Raw genomic sequence first — 18,391 nt, 5'->3', positions numbered from 1 at the left:
TTAGGCGTTTTCGCGGCGCCGGGTCAAATCACGTCCCGCACGATCGATCCTTGTATAAGCCCGTATAAGCCCGCCCCGGTGCCTCGCCCATGATCGATCCCGTCCGCGCCTTCAGCTTGCGCCCGCGCCTCCTCGGGGCGATCGGGGTCGCCCTCGCCGTGGGGCTGCTGCTGCCGAGCCCGGCCCTGGGGACGCGCCTGCTCGCGGGCTGGTGCGCCGGGGTGATCGTCTACGCGGGCCTGATCGTCGCCCAGGCGAGCGGCCAGTCGCGCGACGCCCTGCGCCGGGAGGCTGCCCGCCTCGACGACAGCGCCGGGGTGATCTCGGTCTTCGCCCTGCTCGCGGCGGCCGCGAGCTTCGGTGCGGTGGCGGTCCTGGTCCTCGGCGGGAAGGCTGCTGGTTCCACCCGAACCTACGACCTCGCGCTTGCCGCGCTCACGGTGCTCTGCGCCTGGGTGTTCGTGCAGATCGTCTTCACCGTCCACTACGCCCACGTCTATTACGGCGGTGACGCGGAGGGCGAGGGCCGCGGCGGCCTCGACTTCCACGGCGAGCCCGAGCCCGACTTCTGGGACTTCCTGTACTTCACCGTCACCATCGGCGCGGCGGCGGCGACCTCCGACACCAACCTCACCAGCAAGCGGATGCGCCGCATCGCCACGGTGCAGACCGTCTACGCCTATTTCTTCAACACCGGCGTGCTGGCGCTGGCCGTCAACATGGCGGCCGGCTTCGTGCCGCATTGAGGTCGGTGCCGGTTGAGGCGCCGGGGCGATGGGGCTACCCCGGCAGGCTCCCGCCGCATGAGGCGATCCGATGATCCCCACGTCCCGCCGCGTCGCCGCCGTCGCCCCCTTCCTCGCCATGGACGTGATGACGGCCGCCGCCGCCAGGGAGCGCCGCGGCGAGGGCGTGGTGCACATGGAGGTGGGCCAGCCCTCGGCGCCCGCCCCGCGCCCGGTGATCGAGGCGGCGCGCGTCGCCCTGGAGCGCGGGCGCGTGCCCTACACCGAGGCGCTCGGCCTGCCGGCCTTGCGCGAGCGCATCGCGCGGGACTACCGGACGCGCTACGGCGTCGCGGTCGCGCCCGAGCGCGTGGTGGTGACGACCGGCTCCTCGGCGGGCTTCATCCTCGCCTTCCTGAGCCTGTTCGATGCGGGCGCCCGGGTCGGCGTGCCCCAGCCGGGCTATCCGGCCTATCGCAGCATCCTGGCGGCCCTGGACCTCGTGCCCGCGCCGATGGTGCTGCGCCCCGAGGACCGCTTCGCCCCGACCGCCGCGCTGCTGCGGGCGACGCACGCGGCCGAGCCTCTCTCGGGGGTGCTGGTGATGAGCCCGGCCAATCCCTCCGGCACGGTCATCGTCCCCGAGGCCCTGCGCGACCTCTGCGCGGCTGCCCGCAGCCTCGGCCTGCCCTTCATCTCCGACGAGATCTACCACGGGCTCGGTTACGGCGTGCCCACGGCCTGCGCCCTGCAGTTCGACCCGGACGCGGTCGTGATCAACTCGTTCTCGAAGTACCATTGCATGACCGGCTGGCGCATCGGCTGGATGGTGGTGCCCGAGGTTTTGGTGCGCCCGGTGGAGCGGCTGGCCCAGAACCTCTACATCTCCGCGCCCTACCTCTCGCAGATCGGGGCGCTTGCCGCCTTCGACGCGCAGGAGGAACTCGACGCGGTGCGCGACGGCTACGCCCGCAACCGCGCCATCCTGCTGGACGCCTTCCCCGGCCTCGGCCTCGGGCGCACGCACCCGGTGGACGGTGCCTTCTACCTCTACGCGGACGTCGCCGACCTCACCAACGACGCCTCCGCCTTCTGCCGCCGGATGCTCGACGAGGCCGGCGTCGCGGCGACCCCCGGCCTCGACTTCGACCGGACGGACGGCGCCCACCACGTCCGCTTCTCCTTCGCCGGCTCGGAGGCCGACTGCATCGAGGCTGTGGCGCGCCTGAGGGGCTGGCTGCGCTGAGACGCCGCCGCGTTCAGAGGCGCCGGAGCCTGGCGCCCCGGATCATCAGCGCGACCGCCACGTCCGCCAGTGCCGCGACCTGCCTGTCCGGGCCGGTGCCCCCCGCCTTGCGCGGCCGCCGCGTCCGCGGCACGGGCAGGATGTGGACGAACAGCACGGGGCAGGGGGCGGCCAGCGCCGCGAAGTAGCTGGCGTTGCACAGGTAGCGCCCGGCATCGTTAGAGGGGAGCACGGAGAGGCCGTGGCGCCTGAGGATCGCAAGGGCTTGCCGCGCCATCGTGCTCCGCCGCGCGGGCGGGCCGCCGGGATCGAGGGCCAACCGCGCCGCCGGCCGTCCCGAGGCGTCCGGATAGAGCAGGCTCCCCCGGTTGCGCGCCAGCCCCTCGACCCGCATCCGCCGGGCGCGGGAGGCCACGCCGAACATCAGGACCGCGCCCGGCCCCTCGGCCAGGGCCGGCATCAGGTCGGCGGGGATGGCGGCATAGGCGGTGGGCAGCACCAGCACCCGCGGGGGCCGGCCGAGGCCGAGCCGCAGGCGGACCGAGGTGCCCAGGCATCGGGCGAGGCGCGCGCTCGGGTTGTCCGGCATGCCCGGAAACGGGCCGAAGCCGGTGACCAGGAGGTGGCCGCTCAAAGGCCGATCAGCTCGGCGATGGCCGCGGCCCCCGCGGCCGGCGAGGATTCACCCCGCGCCACCCCGGCCTCGGCCTCGGCGGTCTGCCGGCGCACCTCCGGCGAGCCGACGAGGCGCTGGTGCAGGCGTTCGTGCACCAGGGCCCACATCCACTTCACGTCCTGCTCGCGGCGTTTCCTGGCGATCTCGCCCGTGGCGGTGAGCTTGCCCCGGTGATCCACGATCCGCTCCCACAGCGCGTCCAGGCGCAGGTTGTGGAAGCCGGAGATCGTCACCACCGGCGGGGTCCAGGTGGCCGAGGCCGGCGTCAGGATGTGGAGCGCCGCGCGGTATTCGCCGGCCGCGGCGTTGGCCCGCCTCTCCGCCTCTCCGTCGTCGGCCTTGTTGACCGCGATCATGTCGGCGAGTTCCAGGATGCCCTTCTTGATGCCCTGCAACTCGTCGCCGGCCCCGGGCAGCATCAGCACCAGGAAGAAGTCGGTCAGGTCGGCCACCGCCGTCTCGGATTGGCCGACCCCCACCGTCTCCACCAGGATCACGTCGAAGCCCGCCGCCTCGCACAGCAGCATGGTCTCGCGGGTCTTGGCCGCCACGCCCCCCAGCGTCCCCGAGGAGGGCGAGGGCCGGATGAAGGCGGCCGGATCGTGGGCGAGCCGCGCCATCCGGGTCTTGTCGCCCAGGATCGAGCCGCCGGTGCGGGAGGAGGACGGGTCGACGGCGAGCACGGCGACCTTGTGGCCGGAAGCGGTCAGGTTCGAGCCGAGGGCGTCGATCGTGGTCGACTTGCCGACGCCGGGTACCCCCGTGATCCCGACCCGGATCGCCCGGCCGGTCTCCGGCAGCACCGCGTCGATCAGGTCGCGGGCGAGCGCCCGGTGGTCGGCCCGCTTCGATTCCGCCAGGGTGATCGCGCGGGCCAGCGCCGCCCGGTCACCGGACAGGAGGCGGGTCCGGAGGGTTTCGAGATCGATGGGTGAGGTCGGCGCCATGGGCCCTTCATGCCGGGGCCGAGGGTCTTCGTCGAGAGGTCGGGCTCCGGATTGTGCCTCTCGCGCCACAACCCGGTCCCTGCCCGCTATCCACACGGGCTCCGGCCACGCTTGCGCCCCGCCATGGTCACGATCCTGCGCCACAGGCTAGGACATCGCGGCCGTGGCGCTCGCCCCGGCCTCACGTTGCGGGACCGATCCGGGATCATGCTGCGCCAGACCCAAACACGACGCTCCCTGGTCCGCCTCGGTGCCCTCGCGGGCGTCGCCGCCCTGGCGCCGTCGCTCGGCGGCTGCGTCGCCGACGGCCTCGCCACCGGCACGTTGGCCGAGAAGCAGTCGGCGCTGGACGTGATGCCGGTGCTACTGGTGGCCACAACCCGCAAGCCCGTCGGCAGCCCGCCCAAGGCGCCCTATTTCAGTTCCGAGCGCGGCCGAGGCCTGAGCTTTGCCGAGGTGCGCCTCTCGGTGCCCGACCGCTCGCTCATCGGAAAGGTCTCCTCCGTCGTCACCGGCGACTGGACCGTCGGCGCCGTGCCGAAGGTCGAGTCGGGGCCGGGCGCGGCCGACGCCTTCGCCCAGGCGGCGCTGGGGCGCGACGTGCTGATCTACGTCCACGGCTACCGGGAATCCTTCGAATCGGCTGCGGTGAGCGCGGCCCGGCTCTCGGACGGCATCCGCTTCCGCGGCGTCTCGGGCCTGTTCACTTGGCCGTCGGCCGCCGCGACCTTCGATTACGGCTACGACCGCGAGAGCGCGCTGTGGTCGCGCGATGCCTTCGAGGACCTGCTCAAGGCGCTGGCCGCCTCGCCCTCGGGCGGGCGCATCAACATCGTCGCCCATTCCATGGGCACGCTCCTGACCCTGGAGACCATCCGGATGCTGCGCGCCGAGGCCGGCGAGGCGGCGATGAACAAGATCGGCGCGGTGGTGCTGGCCGCCCCCGACATCGACTTCGACCTGTTCGCCAACAGCGTCACCCGCCTCGGCCCCGACCTGAACAAGATCACCGTGATCTCCTCCACCAACGACCGGGCACTGGAACTCTCCAGCACCATCGCCGGCGGCGTGGTGCGCGCGGGCGGGGCCGACCGGGAGCGCCTGGAGGCGCTGGGCGTGCGCGTGGCCGACGCGTCCGATTACGGCGGCGGCCTGATCAACCACGACCTCTTCCTCTCGAACCCGGAGGTCCAGGCCGTGGTCAAGCGCGCCATCTCTCGGGGCGGCGGGGGCGTCTAGCGCCCGAGACCCATCACGGCTGCGCCAGGCTCGGCGCCACCGGTTCGGGCATGAGCGCCGGGGTGCCGGCCGCGGAGCCGGCCGCGCCGGGAGGCGGCGTGGGCGGGGTGAAGCTGGTGACGTCGTCCATCACGAGCTGGTTCATCGCGCAGATGAAGGACGACAGCATGAAGCCGTCGTGCCGTGCCAGCGCCGTGTCGAAGGCCCGCATGTTCCAGAACGGGTCCCGTGCGCGGGTGATGGCGGCGATCCCGGCCAAGTTGAAGCCGTGCAGGAACTGGAGGGCGGGTGCGGCAGCGCCCGCATCGTCGCTCGCCCAGTACGTGCCGTGCCCGCCGTGATCGCGCTCTTCCTGCCGTGCGCGCGCGGTCGCGAGCCAGTCCTTCGCGACCGGGCAGGCGGCATCCGGGCCCACGACCTCCGCGTAATCGACCGGAATCTCCCGCTCCTGCCCAACGCCAACCGGCACGCGCCACTTCCGGGCCACGTTCGGCTCGCCTTTGGGCCGGCCGCGAAGCTCGTGCGTCGTTCCGAATGGACGGGTCGGGAAATAGTTCTGCGTGCCGCCCCCCTGTGCCGGACGTGATGGATCGAGGTGGCCGATCGTCCGCGTATCCTCCAGGTCGGTCCGCATGAAGGGCAGGACGCGGATGCCGCGGGCCGCAAGGGTGGCGAGCCATCCGAAGGTCTTCTGCTGCCAGGTGAGCGGGACGCTTCCCAGGCATTGGTCGTGCGGGTCACGGCCGGTCCCCAAGCGGACCAGTGAATCGGCGGCCGGGCGGAAATCGCCCTTGAAGGCCGGAAACAGGTCGTAGGTCGCCCAATCGTATTCGACGCCGTCGCGTACGAGGGCGCGGCTTTCCTTGTAGGTGTCGTCCGTACCGGCTTTCGGCGGCTTGCAATCCGTCTCGGTCCGGCCACCGGGCGGCCAGTCCAGGGCGGCGGTGACCGAGACCAGGACGGGCCGCTGCTCGGGACGGAAGAAGCGGTGGCCGGACGAATAGTCCGCCCCGCTCGCGCGCTCGGCGAAGCTCATCGGGATGCGCCGCCACAGCGCCCTCTGGACGTCGACCCATTTGGAGGCTTCCGCCGCCGGGTTGATCAGCACCACGAGGTCGCCGACGGAGGGGAGCATGTAGGTTCCCGGAGCATGGCTGGAGACCTTCTTGACGAGGTCGTCCTGCAGGGCGGTGGCCAGCATGTTGCCGCCCAGGGAATGGCCGAACACGATCATGCGGCTTGCGCCCTGCACGGGCAGGTCCTTCGGGGAGGGGAGGGACTTGTCGATCCGCAGGCGGTGCTCGATCGCCCGGAGAGCCGAGAGCGCGGCCGGTGCCACGGCCTCGCTCACCGGCTTGCGGTCGAACAGGGTCGGTAGGGCGGCCAGCGTCCCGAGCCACTCGCCGACCGTGCCGAGTTTGCGCTTCAGCCAGGTCTCGTCGGTGCGCGCGCCGCGCCAGCCGACATAGATCGCCGTCACGCGCGGCTTGTGCTCCGGATCGGCGGCGAAGCGATCCTCGATGAACCGGGCCGCGTGGGCCGCGTAATGCCGGAAGTCGCCCACGTTCGAGTCGCCGATGTCGGCGTTGTGGCGCCAGCCGTGGATGAAAACGAGGACGTAGTTGGGACGGGCCGGATCGAGATGGTCGAGCAGCGCCTGCAACTGGCTCCGGCCGCCCACCTGCTTGCGAACGGGGCCGTAACCCTCGTCCCGGCAACCCGCTTGGTCCGCCTTGCAGGATTCGCGCAGGACGAAGGGCTTGCCGTCCTCCTGCAACTCGATGAAGGCGAGGTCGTAGGCGAGGCGCCGTTCGCTTCCGTCCGAAGCCCGATAGCCCGGCAGCGCGTGGCGCTGGATGGAGCAGGACAGGCGAGGGCGTGCCCCGGGGCCCGCCATGTCGATGGCCGCCCACTCGTCGTTGCCGACCGCCCCCGTCCTCCCGCCCGCAGCCGGCCGGGCGAGGACGTCCCACCCGGCCTCCGCGTCCTGCCGGCAGTTTTCGGCCTGCGGATCGAGGGCCCGGTAGGGCACGGTGCGGGCCGAGGAGAACAGGATGTTGCCGATCGCGAGCACGACGACCGTGATCCCGACGAATCCCGCCACAAGATAGCCGGTACCCCGGAAGGTCCCGCGCACGACCCGGCGTATCCGCCGCGGCTTGCCCGGCATCAATGGAGGACGCGGTTGGGGTGCCTGACCGTTGCCCATGCCTGCGCCGCCTCCTCGGAACCGACGAATGAGGAGCACGAAACTGTCTATCGATCAATCTGAGATGCAATAAATCTGATAATCGCATCCTCAGGTACATCTATCCGGTTGCTCGCTGCGCGATGATCGGGTCAGCACGCGTCTACCTGTCGGCGAGAACAGGCCTCAGCCCATCCGCGTCACCATCGTCTGCGGCGGCAGGGGCTCCTCCGGGGGCTCGGCGGTGTCCACGTCGAGGTGGTCGATCACCGCCACCGCGTCGGCCCAGACCCGGAAGCCCACGAGGGGATTGGGGCCGAAGGTGTGGGTCAGCGGCACGTCGGCTGCGTCGCGTCCGTAGGCCACCATCACCCGGCCGATGCGTGGGGCGTTGTTGCGGGGGTCGAACACGTGCCAGCGCCCGCCGAGAAAGACCTCCATCCAGGCGGCGAAGTCGCCGGCCGGGTGCGGCTCCGGCTCGCCGATGAAACTGACGTAACCGGTGCAGTAGCGGGTGGGCACGTTGAGCGCCCGGCAGAAGGCGACGGCCAGGTGCGTGAAGTCCCGGCAGACCCCGCGCCCGCCCGCATAGGCGTCCAATGCCGTGCGGTCGCGGTGGGCGAACTCGTAGCCGAAGGCGATGTGGGCGTGGACGAAGTCGCACACCGCCTGCACCCGGCCCCAGCCGGGGGGCAGGTGCCCGAACAGCCGCCACGCCTCGTCCGCCAGCAGGTCGGATTCGCAGTACCGGCTCGGCAGCAGGTAGAGCATGGTCTCGGAGGGCAGGTCCTCGATGGCGTGCTGTTCGGCCTCGGGCACGGCCGGGTCGGGCCTGCCGTCGTCGGCGATCACCACGTCGGTCCCGATGGTGAAGGCGCCGGCCGGGGCGGTCAGGCGGCCGCATTGGTTGCCGAAGCTGTCGCGATAGGTCGCCACCGGCACGGGCGGGTCCGTCCTGATCGTGTCAGGGCCTTCGAGCGCTCCTGCGCGGGACGGATGCACGGTGAGCATCACCACCATCGGCACGGGATAGGGAAACGCATAGCGCATCTCGCAGCCGAGCCTGATCCGCATCCGGGGTGTTCCTTGTTCTCGTAGGGCGCGAGCGTGGCCGCCGCCGCGGATGCGGGGCGGGGCGGAACGGCCCGCTCCGGCCATGCAGGAGACGGACCGTGGGATTCGGGGTCGAGGGCGGGGTTGGCGGGCGTGGCGTTCACCCCTACAGCATCCGCGCGATGGGTTTGAGAGGGATGTCGGCCATGTTCACGCTCGAGATCGAAGGCACTGCCGTGGCGGTCATCAACGGCGACGAGGCGACCGCGCGCGACCTCTTCACCTGCGACGGCTTCAAGGAAGACATCCAGGCCATGACCAGCGAGGGCCGCCCGCTCTGGAACGGCACCTCCGAGCTGAAGATCCGCGCCGCCACCGAGGAGGAGATCGAGATCTTCGAGGACGCGCTGGCCGAAGACGACGGCGAGGGGGATTTCGAGGACGATCCCCGCCACTCCGAGGGCACGGATTCGAAGGACGAAGACGGCGACGAGGAGGACGAGGCCGACATCGTCTTCCTGCTGGACATCGACGAGGCCGACGCCCTCGACTCCTGACCTTTTCGCATCGGGCGTTCCGCGATCGGAGCGCCCGGCTTCAGTCCTTCGCGATCCAGGCCGCGACCCCCGCGGCCGAGCGGAAATCCTCCAGGGCGTGCACGCGGACGCCCGGCATCGCGGCCGATGCCATGGTGGCCAGCGCGTGGCCGGGGCCGAGTTCGACCACGTCCGTCGCGCCGAACTCCGCCACGCCCTCAAGACACGCGGCCCAGTCGATCGTGCTGGCGATCTGGCGAGAAAGCTTGTCCAGGCCGGCTGCCACATCGAACACAGCCGCCCCGTCGAGGCCGCTGAGGAGGCGGGGCGCGGGGCGTGGCGGCGTCTCCAGAGGGGTCCGGGCCAGCTGAGCGCGGAACCGCTCCGCGGCCCGTGCCAGCAGGGGCGTGTGCGAGGGCGTGTGTACCGGCAGCAGCACCGCGCGCTGGGCGCCCGCGGCGGTGGCGTCCCGGCAGAGGGCCTCCAGAGCCGGCGTCGCGCCGCCGACCACAACGCTGTCGGGCGCGTTCAGGATCGCGACGTGGCAGCCATGCGCCTGCGCCAACGCCGCGGCCCGTGCCTGGGGCAGGCCGCGTAGCCCCGCCAGTCCGTGGCCGGGGCCGGAGGCCGCGTCCATCGCCTCGGCGCGCGCGGCGGCGAGCTCCAGCACCGTGTCCACCGAAAACCGTCCGGCGCAGCCCCAGGCCGCGAGGTCGCCGATGCTGTAGCCGGCAACGATCATCCGCGCGGGCGCGGCCTCTGCGACGACGCTCCAGGCACTGAGCGCGGCGATGCAGCACAGGATCTGGCCGGTGCGGTTCTCGTGGAGGATGGGCCCGCCCGCCCGGACGAGGTCGCGCGGGTCGCGGCCGAGCAGGGGCGTGGCCGACGCAAAGACGCCTTGCGCCGCCGGATGCCCGGCCGTGAGTTCGAACATGCCGGGATGCTGAGCCCCCTGGCCCGAGCAGAGGAGCGCCAGGGTCACGGGCGGGGCTCCTCCAGGGCGTCCACGAACAGCGTCATCGCCAGCAGGTCGGCGGCCCCGCCGGGGCTGAGTCTGCGCGCGACGAAGGCGTGGTGGATCGCCTCGGCCTTCGCCCGCCAATCCGCCTGCCCGACACCGCCTTCCGCGACGAAGCCGGCCGCCGCCGCGCGGGCGAAGGCGTAGCCGTCCGCGCCGCCCCGATGCAGGAGGTTGGTGTCCTCCAGGGCGGCGATCAGGGCGAAGCAGGTCTCGACGCGCGCGGCCCCGGCATCGCCCGGACGCAGGCGCCGGCCCCGGTCGAGGGCTGGCAGCCCGGTCCCGTAGAGGGTGGCAAAGCCGGACGCTGCCTCCTCAGGGGCGCCGCCGATCCCGTGCCGGCGCCGGGCCTCGGCGCCGGGCGCGCGCAACAGCACCGGACCGTCCCGGATGTCGGCGGCGTAGCGTCCGCGGACCTGCGCGCCGAGGCATCCGGCCGGCCGCACCGTCGTATCTGTCGCCCCGGCCGCGGCGCAGAGCAGGCCGAGGCCGAAGATGGCGCCGCGATGGGTGTTCACGCCCCCCGTCGCCGCGCGCATGGCCTCCTCCGCCGCCATGCCGATGCGCCGGAGCCGGGGCATCGGCAGGCCGGCCGCCCCGGCCGCGGCGAGGTCCGCGAAGTACGGCTCCAGGGCGCGGGTGCTCGCCGCGAAGGTCGCCGCATCCATATCCGCGTGGCTGCCGCTGTCGATGCGGCTGACGAGGCCGGGCTTGGGATAGGTGTCGAGCTCATCCCGAAGGGCCCGCACCGCCTCCGCCGCGATCCGTTCGGGGCCGCTCCGGCGCTCCGGCGGGGCAGGGGAGGGGGAGGGACTGAATGCGGGCATGTCCTCGCGGGGGCCGTGGCTGCGCGTGGTCCGGGTCGCCCCTCTATCGGCGCCGGGCGCCGATGCGGCAACCGGGATGCCATGCCGGCTCGGCCCGCGGCGGACGCCCGGGCCGATCTGTCTCGCTCCCGTCATCCGGAGCGATCGCCGCCCGCCCGGGCCGTGCTACGCATCCGGCCAGCCGCGCCTGCGTGGTGGCGGCCGGCGAAGACCTGCTCCATGGGAGGAACAACGATGCGCAACGGTTCGTCGTCCCTGCGCGGGCCCCTGCTCGCCTGCATCCTCGCCGGGTTGATCGCCACCATGCCCGCCGAGGTCGCGACGGCCGCCGAGACGCCTGCCGGCCCCCTGACCATCGCGAGCCAGGGCAGCTTCTTCGTCGGCGGGCGCGAGACCCGCTCCGACACCCTCTCGACGCTGCCCGCCTACGCGCCTTCGGGCACCATCACGGTCGACCAGGTCTATGTCCGCTACCAGATCCCCGTGGACGCCAGGCGCCCCGCACTCACCCTGATCCACGGCTGCTGCCTGACGGGCAAGACCTGGGAGACGACGCCGGACGGCCGCATGGGCTGGGACGAGTTCTTCGTCCGGCGCGGCTTTCCGACCTACGTGATCGACCAGGCCGGGCGCGGGCGCTCGGCGGTGAGCCCGGTCGCGATCAATGCGGTCAAGATGGGCCGGGCGGCGCCGGAGACCCTGCCGCCGGTGGTCTCGGCCGGGCACGAGCCCGCCTGGGCGATCTTCCGCTTCGGGCCGGAATACCCGCAGGTGTTTCCGGGCATGCGGTTTCCCCTGGGCGCGCAGGGCGAGTTCTGGAAGCAGATGGTCGCCGACTGGGCCGCGACCCTGCCCACCCCGAACCCCACGGTGCCGGCCCTGTCGGAACTCGCCCGGCGCCTCGACGGCACGGTGCTGATCAGCCACTCGCAATCGGGCATCTACCCGTTCCAGACGGCGGCCCTGGACCGGACCGGCATCCGCGGCCTCGTCGCGATCGAGCCGGCCGCATGCCCGGACCCGGCCAAGGACGACATGGCGCCCTACAGGGACCTGCCGATCCTGGTCCTGTTCGGCGACTACGTCGACCTCGTGCCGCGCTGGGCCCCGCGTCTGAAGCTGTGCCGGGCCTTCGTCGCGGCCGCCAACGCCGCCGGCGGCAAGGCCGAACTGGTGCTGCTGCCCGAGATCGGCATCGCGGGCAACTCGCACATGCTGATGCAGGACACCAACAGCCTGGAGGTTGCCGACTGGCTCGCGGGCTGGCTCGACAGGCACGTTCCCGCCAGGCCGTGATGCCGAGCCGTGACAGCTCATACGAAATCCGTCCGATCGCTTCGCGAGGCGGATTTCGGGTGATGTCTCAGTTTGAAATTCGATCCAGCTCAACCGGCCGGTTCCGAGCCGACCCAGCTGTCGTGCGGTTCGGCAGGTGGCGATCCATAGCGGAAGTTGAGTATCAACTGCGTGTAATAGCCGTTCGTCTTTTCGAGCGTATGGCATAAGCTTGCCGCATGGGACTATTGACCTTCGGATTAAACCTCACCCTGGACGGCTGCGTCGACCACCAGGAAGGAATCGCCGACGACGAGACGCACGCGTTCTTCACCCGCCTTATGGACGAGGGCGGGGCGATGCTCTGGGGCCGCATCACCTACGAGATGATGGAGAGCTACTGGCCGGCGGTCGCTCGCGGCGACGTGGAGGCGCCGGCGGCAATACGCGAGTGGGCGATCAAGCTGGAGGCCAAGTCGAAATACGTGGTGTCGACGACGCGAAAGGACTTCCCGTGGACCAATAGCCACCACATAGCCGACGACCTGCGTACAGGCGTGCAGAGGCTCAAGGACGCGACTCCGGCGGGCGTGCTCCTCGGCAGCGGCACACTCGCGACCGAGCTGGACCGGCTGGATCTGATCGACGAGTACAAGTTCCTTGTCCACCCAAGAATCGCTGGCCACGGCCCGACTCTATATCACGGCAGGCTGCCCAGTACGCGACGGCTCGAGCTGGTCTCGGCGAAGCCACTCCGCAATGGCGCGGTCGCCATGCACTACCGGCGCGAACGCTGACTCCAAGTAGCCTCTCGCGCAAGCTTTAGAACCTGCGCGTCGCGGAAGCGCCGCCATTTAAAAGTCAGCTTTGATCGCCTGTTTCTATGAATGAGAGCAGATGCACCTGTGCGCTGGGCCGTCTGCATTAGACACCTTGGCTGGCTACCCGCACTGGCGGGGTGAGGACGATCGAAGGAGCCGGAAACGTCTGGTTCCTACCGATCACGGACGCTCAAGACACATTTCAAACTGAGACACGCCCGGATTTCGGCTTCGCTCAGCCGCCGCGCGGGCACGGTATCAGTCCGGCTTGCGCTCGCTCAAAAAGGTCTTCATCCGCTCCAGGGCGCGCAGGATGTTCTCGGCGGAGTTGGCGTAGGAGAGGCGCAGGTAGCCCTCGCCGTGCACGCCGAAATCCGGACCGCCGATCACCGCGACGCCCGCCTCCTCCAGCAGGGTGGCGGCGAGCTTTTTGGCCTTCCAGCCCGTCTTCCCGATGTTGGGAAAGGCGTAGAAGGCGCCCTTGGGCGTGATGCAGCTCACGCCGGGCAGGTCGTTCAGCCCGTCGACCACGATATTTCGGCGCCGGTCGAACTCGGCGACCATCTCGGCCACGCAATCCTGCGGGCCGTCGAGGGCACTGATGCCGGCCCACTGGGTCGAGGCGTTGACGCAGGAATGGGCGTTGACCGCGAGCTTGCGCGCCGCGTCGTAGAGGGGCTTCGGCCAGACCGACCAGCCCAGGCGCCAGCCGGTCATGGCGTAGGACTTCGAGGCACCGTCGAGGTAGATCAGCCGGTCGCGGATCGACTCGTACTTGAGCAGCGAGTGGTGTGCCTGCCCGTCGTAGGTCATCGTGCCGTAGATCTCGTCGGACATCACGGCGACGTCTGGGTGCGCGGCCAGCCCCGCCACAAGGGCGTCGATCTCGGCCTTGGGCGTCACCCCGCCCGTGGGGTTGGCCGGCGAGTTGACGATGAGCAGGCGCGTCTTCGGCGTGATGAGCCCGAGGGTCTCCTCGGCCGAGAAGGCGAAGCCGTTGGCCTCGCGGATCGGCACCGGCACGGGGGTCGCCCCGGTGAACTCGATCATCGAGCGGTAGATCGGGAAGCCGGGATCCGGATAGAGGATCTCGGCGCCCGGCTCGCCGAACATCAGGATCGCCATGAACATGGTGACCTTGCCGCCGGGCACGATCAGCACAGCGTCGGGCGAGACCGCCACGTCGTGGCGCCGCTGGATGTCGCGGGCGACCGCCTCGCGCAAAGGCGGGATTCCGACCGCGGGGGTGTAGCCATGATGGCCGTCGCGCAGAGCCTTGATGCCGGCCTCGACGATGTGGGCCGGCGTCGGCATGTCGGGCTGGCCGATGCCGAGGTTGATGACGTCGCGCCCCTCGGCTGCCAGCGCGTTGGCGCGGGCCAGCACGGCGAAGGCGTTCTCCTCGCCGATCCGCCCGAAGGCCGGAACGATCTGCATCATGGCGAAAGGCTCCCGGTGCCTGCGCGGCGCGTTCAGTCCACCTCGGCGCCCGTGCACGACCCGCGCCAGAGGATCGGCGCGGTCAGTTCTTGGTGTGTTCAGTTCTTGGCGCGCTCGGCCAGCTTGCTCGCCCCGAAGGAGAGGGCGCCGGCGAGGACGGCCAGGATCACGAAGGTCTTCACCGAGGCGTAGAACAGGGCGGGCTCGATGCCGGTGTCGGTGTAGAGCACCACCCCGATCGCGGCCAAGGGCAGGGAGATCAGGATGGTGAGGGGAACGAGCGGGTTCATGGCGGCACTCGGATGGGGCGACGGCCGTCGCGGATCGGGAATAGCGCGCGTGCATAGCACCGCCCCGCAGCCGTGGGGACACCCCGAGGCGAAGTTTTTTGCCCGGACCGGGGATGGAAGGCGGCCTCGCCGCAGACGCTCCACATCACGTTCCAGGAGCAGACTTGTTATTGATGCTTGGTAGAATCGAGCCTTAGGGCCCCTGACGCTAAGAGAAAGGCAAGTGTTTTCCGGCCAATGTTCCGGAAAAGGGGAGCGGACGCCATGGCTCGCGTATCGGTGCCACGCAGCGGGGTGCGTTCGGAGGGCGAGAGCATCGAGGAGTTGATCAGGCTGATCAAGCGGCTCCTCCGGCATCGCGCCTACGAGCGGACCCGGATCGTGAGCGCCCTGCTGCTGCGCCACCTGCCCCACGATTCGGGTTATGCCTGGGAGAACGAGGCCCGGCTGCGCGAGCGGCTCACGGGCGCCGGCCTCGACGCCAAGACCCTCGACTACCTCATCACCAACGCCCGGCTCGAATTCGAGCGTCTTCAGGAGCGCACGGCCGGCTGAGGCGAAACCGGACGCCCCTCAGGCAGGCACCCGGACCGTCGCGCGCAAGCCTCCGAGGGGGCTGTCGTGCAGCGACACGTCGCCCCCGTGCGCCCGGGCGATGTCGCGGGCGATCGAGAGGCCGAGGCCGGAGCCGCCCGCATCCTGGCGCGCGTCGTCCAGGCGCACGAAGGGCTTGAACACCTCCTCGCGGCTCTCGGCCGGGATGCCGGGGCCGTCGTCGTCGATCGAGACGAGGAAGGCGCGGGCATCGAGGCGGCCCGAGATCGCCACCGTCTCGCCGTAGCGGGCGGCGTTGGCCGCGAGGTTGAACAGGCAGCGCCGGAAGGCGTCCGGCCGCACCGTGACGCTCGGCCGCCCCGAAAGGTCCACGGCCGCCACGTGCGCGCCGAGGCGCTCCACGTCGGTGCGCAGGTCCTCCAGCATCGCCCGCATGTCTGTGGGGGCGGCGGCCTCCGCCGAATCGCCGCGGGCGAAGGCGAGGTAGGCCTCCAGCATCCGGCTCATCTCGTCCACGTCCCGGTTCAGGTCCTCGATCTCGGCCGTCTGCTCGACGAGCGCCAGGGAGAGCCGGAACCGGGTGATGATGGTGCGCAGGTCGTGGCTCACGCCGTTGAGCATCGTCGTGCGCTGCTCCATCGCCCGCTCGATCCGCCGCTTCATCTCGATGAAGGCGTGGCCGGCCTGCCGCACCTCGCGGGCGCCGCGGGGGCGGAACTCGATCTCGCGGCCCTTGCCGAAGCCCTCCGCCACGGCGGCCAGCCGCAGGATCGGCTTGATCTGGTTGCGCAGGAACAGGATCGCCACGCCCAGCAGCACCATCGAGGAGCCGGTCATCCAGACCAGGAAGATGTGCGAGTTCGAGGCGTAGGCCTGCGAGCGGCGCGCGGTGATCCGCATCACCCCGTCGGGGATCGCCACGCGGATCTCGATGAGGTTGGAGCGCCCCACGGTGTCGATCCAGTACGGCCGCCCGATCTGGCGCTGGATCTCGTCGGACAGGGCTTCGTCCAGGATCGAGAAGAACGGCCGCGGCCCCGGCGCCGGGATCTTGGCGCCCTTGAGGATGTCGAGGTCGAGGTTCAGGCGCTCGCCCGCGATGCGGGTGAGGGTCTCGGCGTCCTTGTCCTGGGGGTAGCGCTCGTAGATGTCGATCAGGGCGGCGATGTCGGAGGTGACCGCCGAGGACAGGCGCTTGGTCACGAGCTGCCAGTGCCGCTCCATGAAGGTGTAGGCGATCACCGACTGCAGCAGCACCACGGGCGCGATGATGATGATGAGCGAGCGGGCGTAGAGGCCCTTCGGCAGCACGTCGCCGACGGCGCGCGAGAGGCGCTTCCACAGGGCCCGCGGGCCGCTCACGCCGAGACGGCTACGGCGAAGCGACCGGGACAGCCCCGGATCGGGCGCGTTCACGCCGCACCCGGCGCGCGCTGCGCCGTCAGGGTCCGTTCCATCGGGGAGGTTCCGGGACGCGGTTCGTCGAGGGCCACGCCTTATGGCATCCCGCCCGGAATCGGCCAAGGACGGGGGTCAGGCCGCTCGCGCCTACGGCGTGCGCGGCAGCTTCGGCTCCGGGATCGGCGAGCGGGCGAGGCTGAGGATGGACCGCTGCGGCCGGCCCGACTTCTGGGCGATGGCCTCGTCCTGCGCGGCGATCGCCTCGCGGGCCGGCTCGTCGCCGTCGAGGCCGCCGAGAATTTCCGCCGGGACGCGCCGGTTGGACGCCTGGGAGCCGTCCTCGTAATACACGTCGAACAGCACCGAGCCCCGTTCCTGGGGTCTTTGCCTGATACGCTTGCTCATAGCCTTCCGGGGGTTGTGGGCGGTTCATGGACACGGCCCGCGACAGACGAACGGCCAGCGAGGACGGAGCGCGGCGCCTTCGGCACCGCCCGCTTCCGGCATCGTGGCCGTGTCCGGCCGAGCGATCTGGTCGCCCCGGCCGGTGTGGTTCCTGATATGGTGCGGACGCACGTGTGAGGCAACGCGGAAGGCCGTTGCCAGCCCTGTGCGCCGAGCCGGTGTCTCGGGCGACTGCCCGCCGGGATCGGCCCGCCGAAATCAGCCAGCCAGGACGAGATCGCTCTCGTTGGCCGCCCGCTCGCCGGCGGAGGACTTGATGCGATAGCCCGGCTCCCCGCTTCGGTCCTCCGGCATCAGCCGGATGACCTCGCAGAGCATCCCGGCCCCGTCCTTGTCTCCGGCGGTCGCCCGCACCTGGCGGACGCGCTGGCCGAGCTTGAACTTGTGAGACATCGGACTCTTCCTCCTGGCGGCTTCACGGGGGACCGTGACGGGTCGTTGCGCGCCGTACCGACCCCACCGCATGGATCGGTATCCTTCGGCTCCGGACGTGGGATGCAGCCTGTGCGGCGAACCGGGTGCCGGTTCGCCGATGGGGCACCTCTTAGCGGCGGGCGCGGGCCTTGCGCGCGGCGAAGCGCGCGTCGCGGGCCGCCTTCTGCTCGGCCACCAGCGCGGCCTGGCGTTCGATCTTCTCCGCGGCCAGTCGGGCCTGCTCGGCCGCCTCCAACTCGCGCTGCGCCTTGAGTTCGGCCGCGGCGGCCGCCTCGGAGGCGATTCGAGCGGTCTCGCGCTCGCGGCTACGCTCCTCACGGGCGCTGATCACGGCCTGGCGCTCCGCTTGGCGGGCGATGACGGCCGGGTCGTCGGCCGGGGGGCGCGACCGGTAGCGGTCCAGCATCGCCTCGCGGGCCTTGGCCGCAGTCTCGAGCCGGTCGGTGAGCTGGTTGTCCTTGAAGGGATTCACACGGTGTCCTTGATGCAGGGCCGGCCCAGGGCCGGCGTCGAAAACGAATGAAGCCGTTCCAGTCGGAACGGCTTCGAAGGTCGCTGGCAGGCTGATCGCGATCAGGCGGCCTGGAGGCTGCCCGCGGACTGCTTCCCGCTGCGACGGTCGGTCTCCATCTCGTAGGAGATCTTCTGTCCCTCGGTCAGGCCGCGCATGCCGGCGCGCTCGACGGCGGAGATGTGCACGAAGACGTCCTTGCCGCCGTCATCCGGCTGGATGAAGCCGAAGCCCTTCTGATCGTTGAACCACTTAACGGTGCCGGTGCTCATAGAAAATTCCGTATCCTGATAGGCGAACGTATCGGTCGAGCGCATGGTCATCACGCGCCCGTCCGCTGGTCGTCGAAATGTGGGAGAAAACAGAGCGCACGCCCCGAGCGGGCGGAACGGCCGGATATCTGGCCAGAGATCGATTTCTTATTGATAGCGCGTTCGCCGAGATTTTGCAATCGGACCGTGTCGGCCGAAGAAATTCTCGCGCGCGCCCGTGAGTTCGCCGTTCTTCATCGCACTCAAGGCCCCCATCGTTCGGCAGGCTCGACCGTCCGGTCGAGCCTGCCGAACGATGGGGGCCTTGAGTGCGATGAAGAACGGCGAACTCACGGGCGCGCGCGAGAATTTCTTCGGCCGACACGGTCCGATTGCAAAATCTCGGCGAACGCGCTATCAATAAGAAATCGATCTCTGGCCAGATATCCGGCCGTTCCGCCCGCTCGGGGCGTGCGCTCTGTTTTCTCC

20 protein-coding genes are annotated in these 18,391 nt (G+C 70.7%); 7 read left to right on the top strand and 13 right to left on the bottom strand.

What is annotated here, in order from left to right; translation table 11 throughout:
- The first annotated feature begins 89 nt into the window (after positions 1–89).
- On the top strand, positions 90–746 hold the full coding sequence (locus tag COGEMETH_RS02835; RefSeq protein WP_238181114.1) for a DUF1345 domain-containing protein: 657 nt from the start codon (positions 90–92) through the stop codon (positions 744–746).
- Between the two features lie 70 nt (positions 747–816).
- The gene (locus tag COGEMETH_RS02830) at positions 817–1,971 is read left to right on the top strand and encodes a pyridoxal phosphate-dependent aminotransferase (protein ID WP_238181113.1); all 1,155 of its coding nucleotides are present in this window, start codon (positions 817–819) and stop codon (positions 1,969–1,971) included.
- A 13-nt stretch (positions 1,972–1,984) separates the two neighbouring features.
- On the opposite strand, the gene COGEMETH_RS02825 is transcribed toward COGEMETH_RS02830, so the two are convergent.
- Positions 1,985–2,605, bottom strand: coding sequence for a pyroglutamyl-peptidase I family protein (locus COGEMETH_RS02825; RefSeq protein ID WP_238181112.1), 621 nt, complete (start codon positions 2,603–2,605; stop codon positions 1,985–1,987).
- Positions 2,602–3,594, bottom strand: coding sequence for a methylmalonyl Co-A mutase-associated GTPase MeaB (meaB, locus tag COGEMETH_RS02820; protein WP_238181111.1), 993 nt, complete (start codon positions 3,592–3,594; stop codon positions 2,602–2,604). Before meaB ends, COGEMETH_RS02825 begins: the two co-directional genes overlap by 4 nt.
- Before the next feature lie 207 nt (positions 3,595–3,801).
- On the opposite strand from meaB, the gene COGEMETH_RS02815 reads away from it, so the two are divergent.
- A complete protein-coding gene (locus tag COGEMETH_RS02815) occupies positions 3,802–4,833 on the top strand; it encodes an alpha/beta hydrolase (protein ID WP_238181110.1) in 1,032 nt (343 codons plus the stop codon).
- A 13-nt stretch (positions 4,834–4,846) separates the two neighbouring features.
- On the opposite strand, the gene COGEMETH_RS02810 is transcribed toward COGEMETH_RS02815, so the two are convergent.
- A complete protein-coding gene (locus COGEMETH_RS02810; protein ID WP_238181109.1) occupies positions 4,847–6,970 on the bottom strand; it encodes a hypothetical protein in 2,124 nt (707 codons plus the stop codon).
- Between the two features lie 237 nt (positions 6,971–7,207).
- On the bottom strand, positions 7,208–8,095 hold the full coding sequence (locus tag COGEMETH_RS02805; protein WP_238181108.1) for a transglutaminase-like domain-containing protein: 888 nt from the start codon (positions 8,093–8,095) through the stop codon (positions 7,208–7,210).
- A gap of 185 nt (positions 8,096–8,280) precedes the next feature.
- Here COGEMETH_RS02805 and COGEMETH_RS02800 point away from each other — a divergent pair, with 185 nt between their 5' ends.
- A complete protein-coding gene (locus COGEMETH_RS02800) occupies positions 8,281–8,631 on the top strand; it encodes a hypothetical protein (protein ID WP_238181107.1) in 351 nt (116 codons plus the stop codon).
- 40 nt (positions 8,632–8,671) lie between these two features.
- Here the strand turns inward: COGEMETH_RS02800 and COGEMETH_RS02795 are convergent, their stop codons facing one another.
- On the bottom strand, positions 8,672–9,595 hold the full coding sequence (locus COGEMETH_RS02795; RefSeq protein ID WP_238181106.1) for an acyltransferase domain-containing protein: 924 nt from the start codon (positions 9,593–9,595) through the stop codon (positions 8,672–8,674).
- On the bottom strand, positions 9,592–10,458 hold the full coding sequence (gene mdcB, locus COGEMETH_RS02790) for a triphosphoribosyl-dephospho-CoA synthase MdcB (RefSeq protein ID WP_238181105.1): 867 nt from the start codon (positions 10,456–10,458) through the stop codon (positions 9,592–9,594). The genes COGEMETH_RS02795 and mdcB overlap by 4 nt, the downstream gene beginning before the upstream one ends.
- Positions 10,459–10,692: 234 nt before the next feature.
- On the opposite strand from mdcB, the gene COGEMETH_RS02785 reads away from it, so the two are divergent.
- Both COGEMETH_RS02785 and COGEMETH_RS02780 read left to right on the top strand, forming a co-directional pair.
- Positions 10,693–11,754 carry an alpha/beta hydrolase family protein gene (locus COGEMETH_RS02785; RefSeq protein WP_238181104.1) on the top strand — a complete coding sequence of 354 codons (1,062 nt, stop codon included), beginning with the start codon at positions 10,693–10,695 and terminating at the stop codon, positions 11,752–11,754.
- 218 nt (positions 11,755–11,972) lie between these two features.
- Positions 11,973–12,530, top strand: coding sequence for a dihydrofolate reductase family protein (locus COGEMETH_RS02780; protein WP_238181103.1), 558 nt, complete (start codon positions 11,973–11,975; stop codon positions 12,528–12,530).
- A 282-nt stretch (positions 12,531–12,812) separates the two neighbouring features.
- Here COGEMETH_RS02780 and COGEMETH_RS02775 read toward each other — a convergent pair whose 3' ends face one another.
- Together COGEMETH_RS02775 and COGEMETH_RS02770 are read right to left on the bottom strand one after the other, a co-directional pair.
- Complete coding sequence (locus tag COGEMETH_RS02775; protein WP_238181102.1) at positions 12,813–13,994, bottom strand: pyridoxal phosphate-dependent aminotransferase; 1,182 nt, start codon at positions 13,992–13,994, stop codon at positions 12,813–12,815.
- Positions 13,995–14,092: 98 nt separating this feature from the next.
- Positions 14,093–14,284, bottom strand: a complete 192-nt coding sequence (locus COGEMETH_RS02770; protein ID WP_238181101.1) for a hypothetical protein — start codon at positions 14,282–14,284, stop codon at positions 14,093–14,095.
- Between the two features lie 264 nt (positions 14,285–14,548).
- Between COGEMETH_RS02770 and COGEMETH_RS02765 the strand changes: the two genes are divergently transcribed.
- Entirely contained in the window at positions 14,549–14,839 is a 291-nt protein-coding gene (locus COGEMETH_RS02765) for a hypothetical protein (RefSeq protein ID WP_238181100.1), read from the top strand.
- A gap of 18 nt (positions 14,840–14,857) precedes the next feature.
- Here COGEMETH_RS02765 and COGEMETH_RS02760 read toward each other — a convergent pair whose 3' ends face one another.
- The 5 genes from COGEMETH_RS02760 to COGEMETH_RS02740 all read right to left on the bottom strand — a co-directional run bounded on the left by COGEMETH_RS02760 (position 14,858) and on the right by COGEMETH_RS02740 (position 17,923).
- Positions 14,858–16,201, bottom strand: coding sequence for an ATP-binding protein (locus COGEMETH_RS02760; protein WP_238181099.1), 1,344 nt, complete (start codon positions 16,199–16,201; stop codon positions 14,858–14,860).
- Positions 16,202–16,387: 186 nt separating this feature from the next.
- Entirely contained in the window at positions 16,388–16,645 is a 258-nt protein-coding gene (locus COGEMETH_RS02755) for a hypothetical protein (RefSeq protein ID WP_238181098.1), read from the bottom strand.
- Positions 16,646–16,903: 258 nt separating this feature from the next.
- Positions 16,904–17,098, bottom strand: coding sequence for a hypothetical protein (locus COGEMETH_RS02750; protein WP_238181097.1), 195 nt, complete (start codon positions 17,096–17,098; stop codon positions 16,904–16,906).
- A gap of 151 nt (positions 17,099–17,249) precedes the next feature.
- Positions 17,250–17,612 (bottom strand): DUF6481 family protein, encoded by a 363-nt coding sequence (locus tag COGEMETH_RS02745; protein ID WP_238181096.1) that lies wholly within the window; start codon positions 17,610–17,612, stop codon positions 17,250–17,252.
- A 101-nt stretch (positions 17,613–17,713) separates the two neighbouring features.
- The gene (locus COGEMETH_RS02740; RefSeq protein WP_147726903.1) at positions 17,714–17,923 is read right to left on the bottom strand and encodes a cold-shock protein; all 210 of its coding nucleotides are present in this window, start codon (positions 17,921–17,923) and stop codon (positions 17,714–17,716) included.
- Positions 17,924–18,391: the final 468 nt, after the last annotated feature.

The sequence above is a fragment of the Methylobacterium trifolii genome (assembly GCF_022179685.1).
GTDB lineage: Bacteria > Pseudomonadota > Alphaproteobacteria > Rhizobiales > Beijerinckiaceae > Methylobacterium > Methylobacterium trifolii.
This window is presented reverse-complemented; position numbering and strand designations above follow the sequence as displayed.

Excerpts from the sequence above, each read along its gene's own strand:
- meaB (WP_238181111.1), bottom strand. The coding sequence starts at position 3,594 with ATGGCGCCGACCTCACCCATCGATCTCGAAACCCTCCGGACCCGCCTC.
- COGEMETH_RS02770 (WP_238181101.1), bottom strand. The coding sequence starts at position 14,284 with ATGAACCCGCTCGTTCCCCTCACCATCCTGATCTCCCTGCCCTTGGCC.
- COGEMETH_RS02755 (WP_238181098.1), bottom strand. The coding sequence starts at position 16,645 with ATGAGCAAGCGTATCAGGCAAAGACCCCAGGAACGGGGCTCGGTGCTG.
- COGEMETH_RS02750 (WP_238181097.1), bottom strand. The coding sequence starts at position 17,098 with ATGTCTCACAAGTTCAAGCTCGGCCAGCGCGTCCGCCAGGTGCGGGCG.
- COGEMETH_RS02805 (WP_238181108.1), bottom strand. The coding sequence starts at position 8,095 with ATGCGGATCAGGCTCGGCTGCGAGATGCGCTATGCGTTTCCCTATCCC.
- COGEMETH_RS02765 (WP_238181100.1), top strand. The coding sequence starts at position 14,549 with ATGGCTCGCGTATCGGTGCCACGCAGCGGGGTGCGTTCGGAGGGCGAG.
- COGEMETH_RS02780 (WP_238181103.1), top strand. The coding sequence starts at position 11,973 with ATGGGACTATTGACCTTCGGATTAAACCTCACCCTGGACGGCTGCGTC.
- COGEMETH_RS02775 (WP_238181102.1), bottom strand. The coding sequence starts at position 13,994 with ATGATGCAGATCGTTCCGGCCTTCGGGCGGATCGGCGAGGAGAACGCC.
- COGEMETH_RS02800 (WP_238181107.1), top strand. The coding sequence starts at position 8,281 with ATGTTCACGCTCGAGATCGAAGGCACTGCCGTGGCGGTCATCAACGGC.
- COGEMETH_RS02815 (WP_238181110.1), top strand. The coding sequence starts at position 3,802 with ATGCTGCGCCAGACCCAAACACGACGCTCCCTGGTCCGCCTCGGTGCC.
- mdcB (WP_238181105.1), bottom strand. The coding sequence starts at position 10,458 with ATGCCCGCATTCAGTCCCTCCCCCTCCCCTGCCCCGCCGGAGCGCCGG.
- COGEMETH_RS02830 (WP_238181113.1), top strand. The coding sequence starts at position 817 with ATGATCCCCACGTCCCGCCGCGTCGCCGCCGTCGCCCCCTTCCTCGCC.
- COGEMETH_RS02740 (WP_147726903.1), bottom strand. The coding sequence starts at position 17,923 with ATGAGCACCGGCACCGTTAAGTGGTTCAACGATCAGAAGGGCTTCGGC.
- COGEMETH_RS02835 (WP_238181114.1), top strand. The coding sequence starts at position 90 with ATGATCGATCCCGTCCGCGCCTTCAGCTTGCGCCCGCGCCTCCTCGGG.
- COGEMETH_RS02785 (WP_238181104.1), top strand. The coding sequence starts at position 10,693 with ATGCGCAACGGTTCGTCGTCCCTGCGCGGGCCCCTGCTCGCCTGCATC.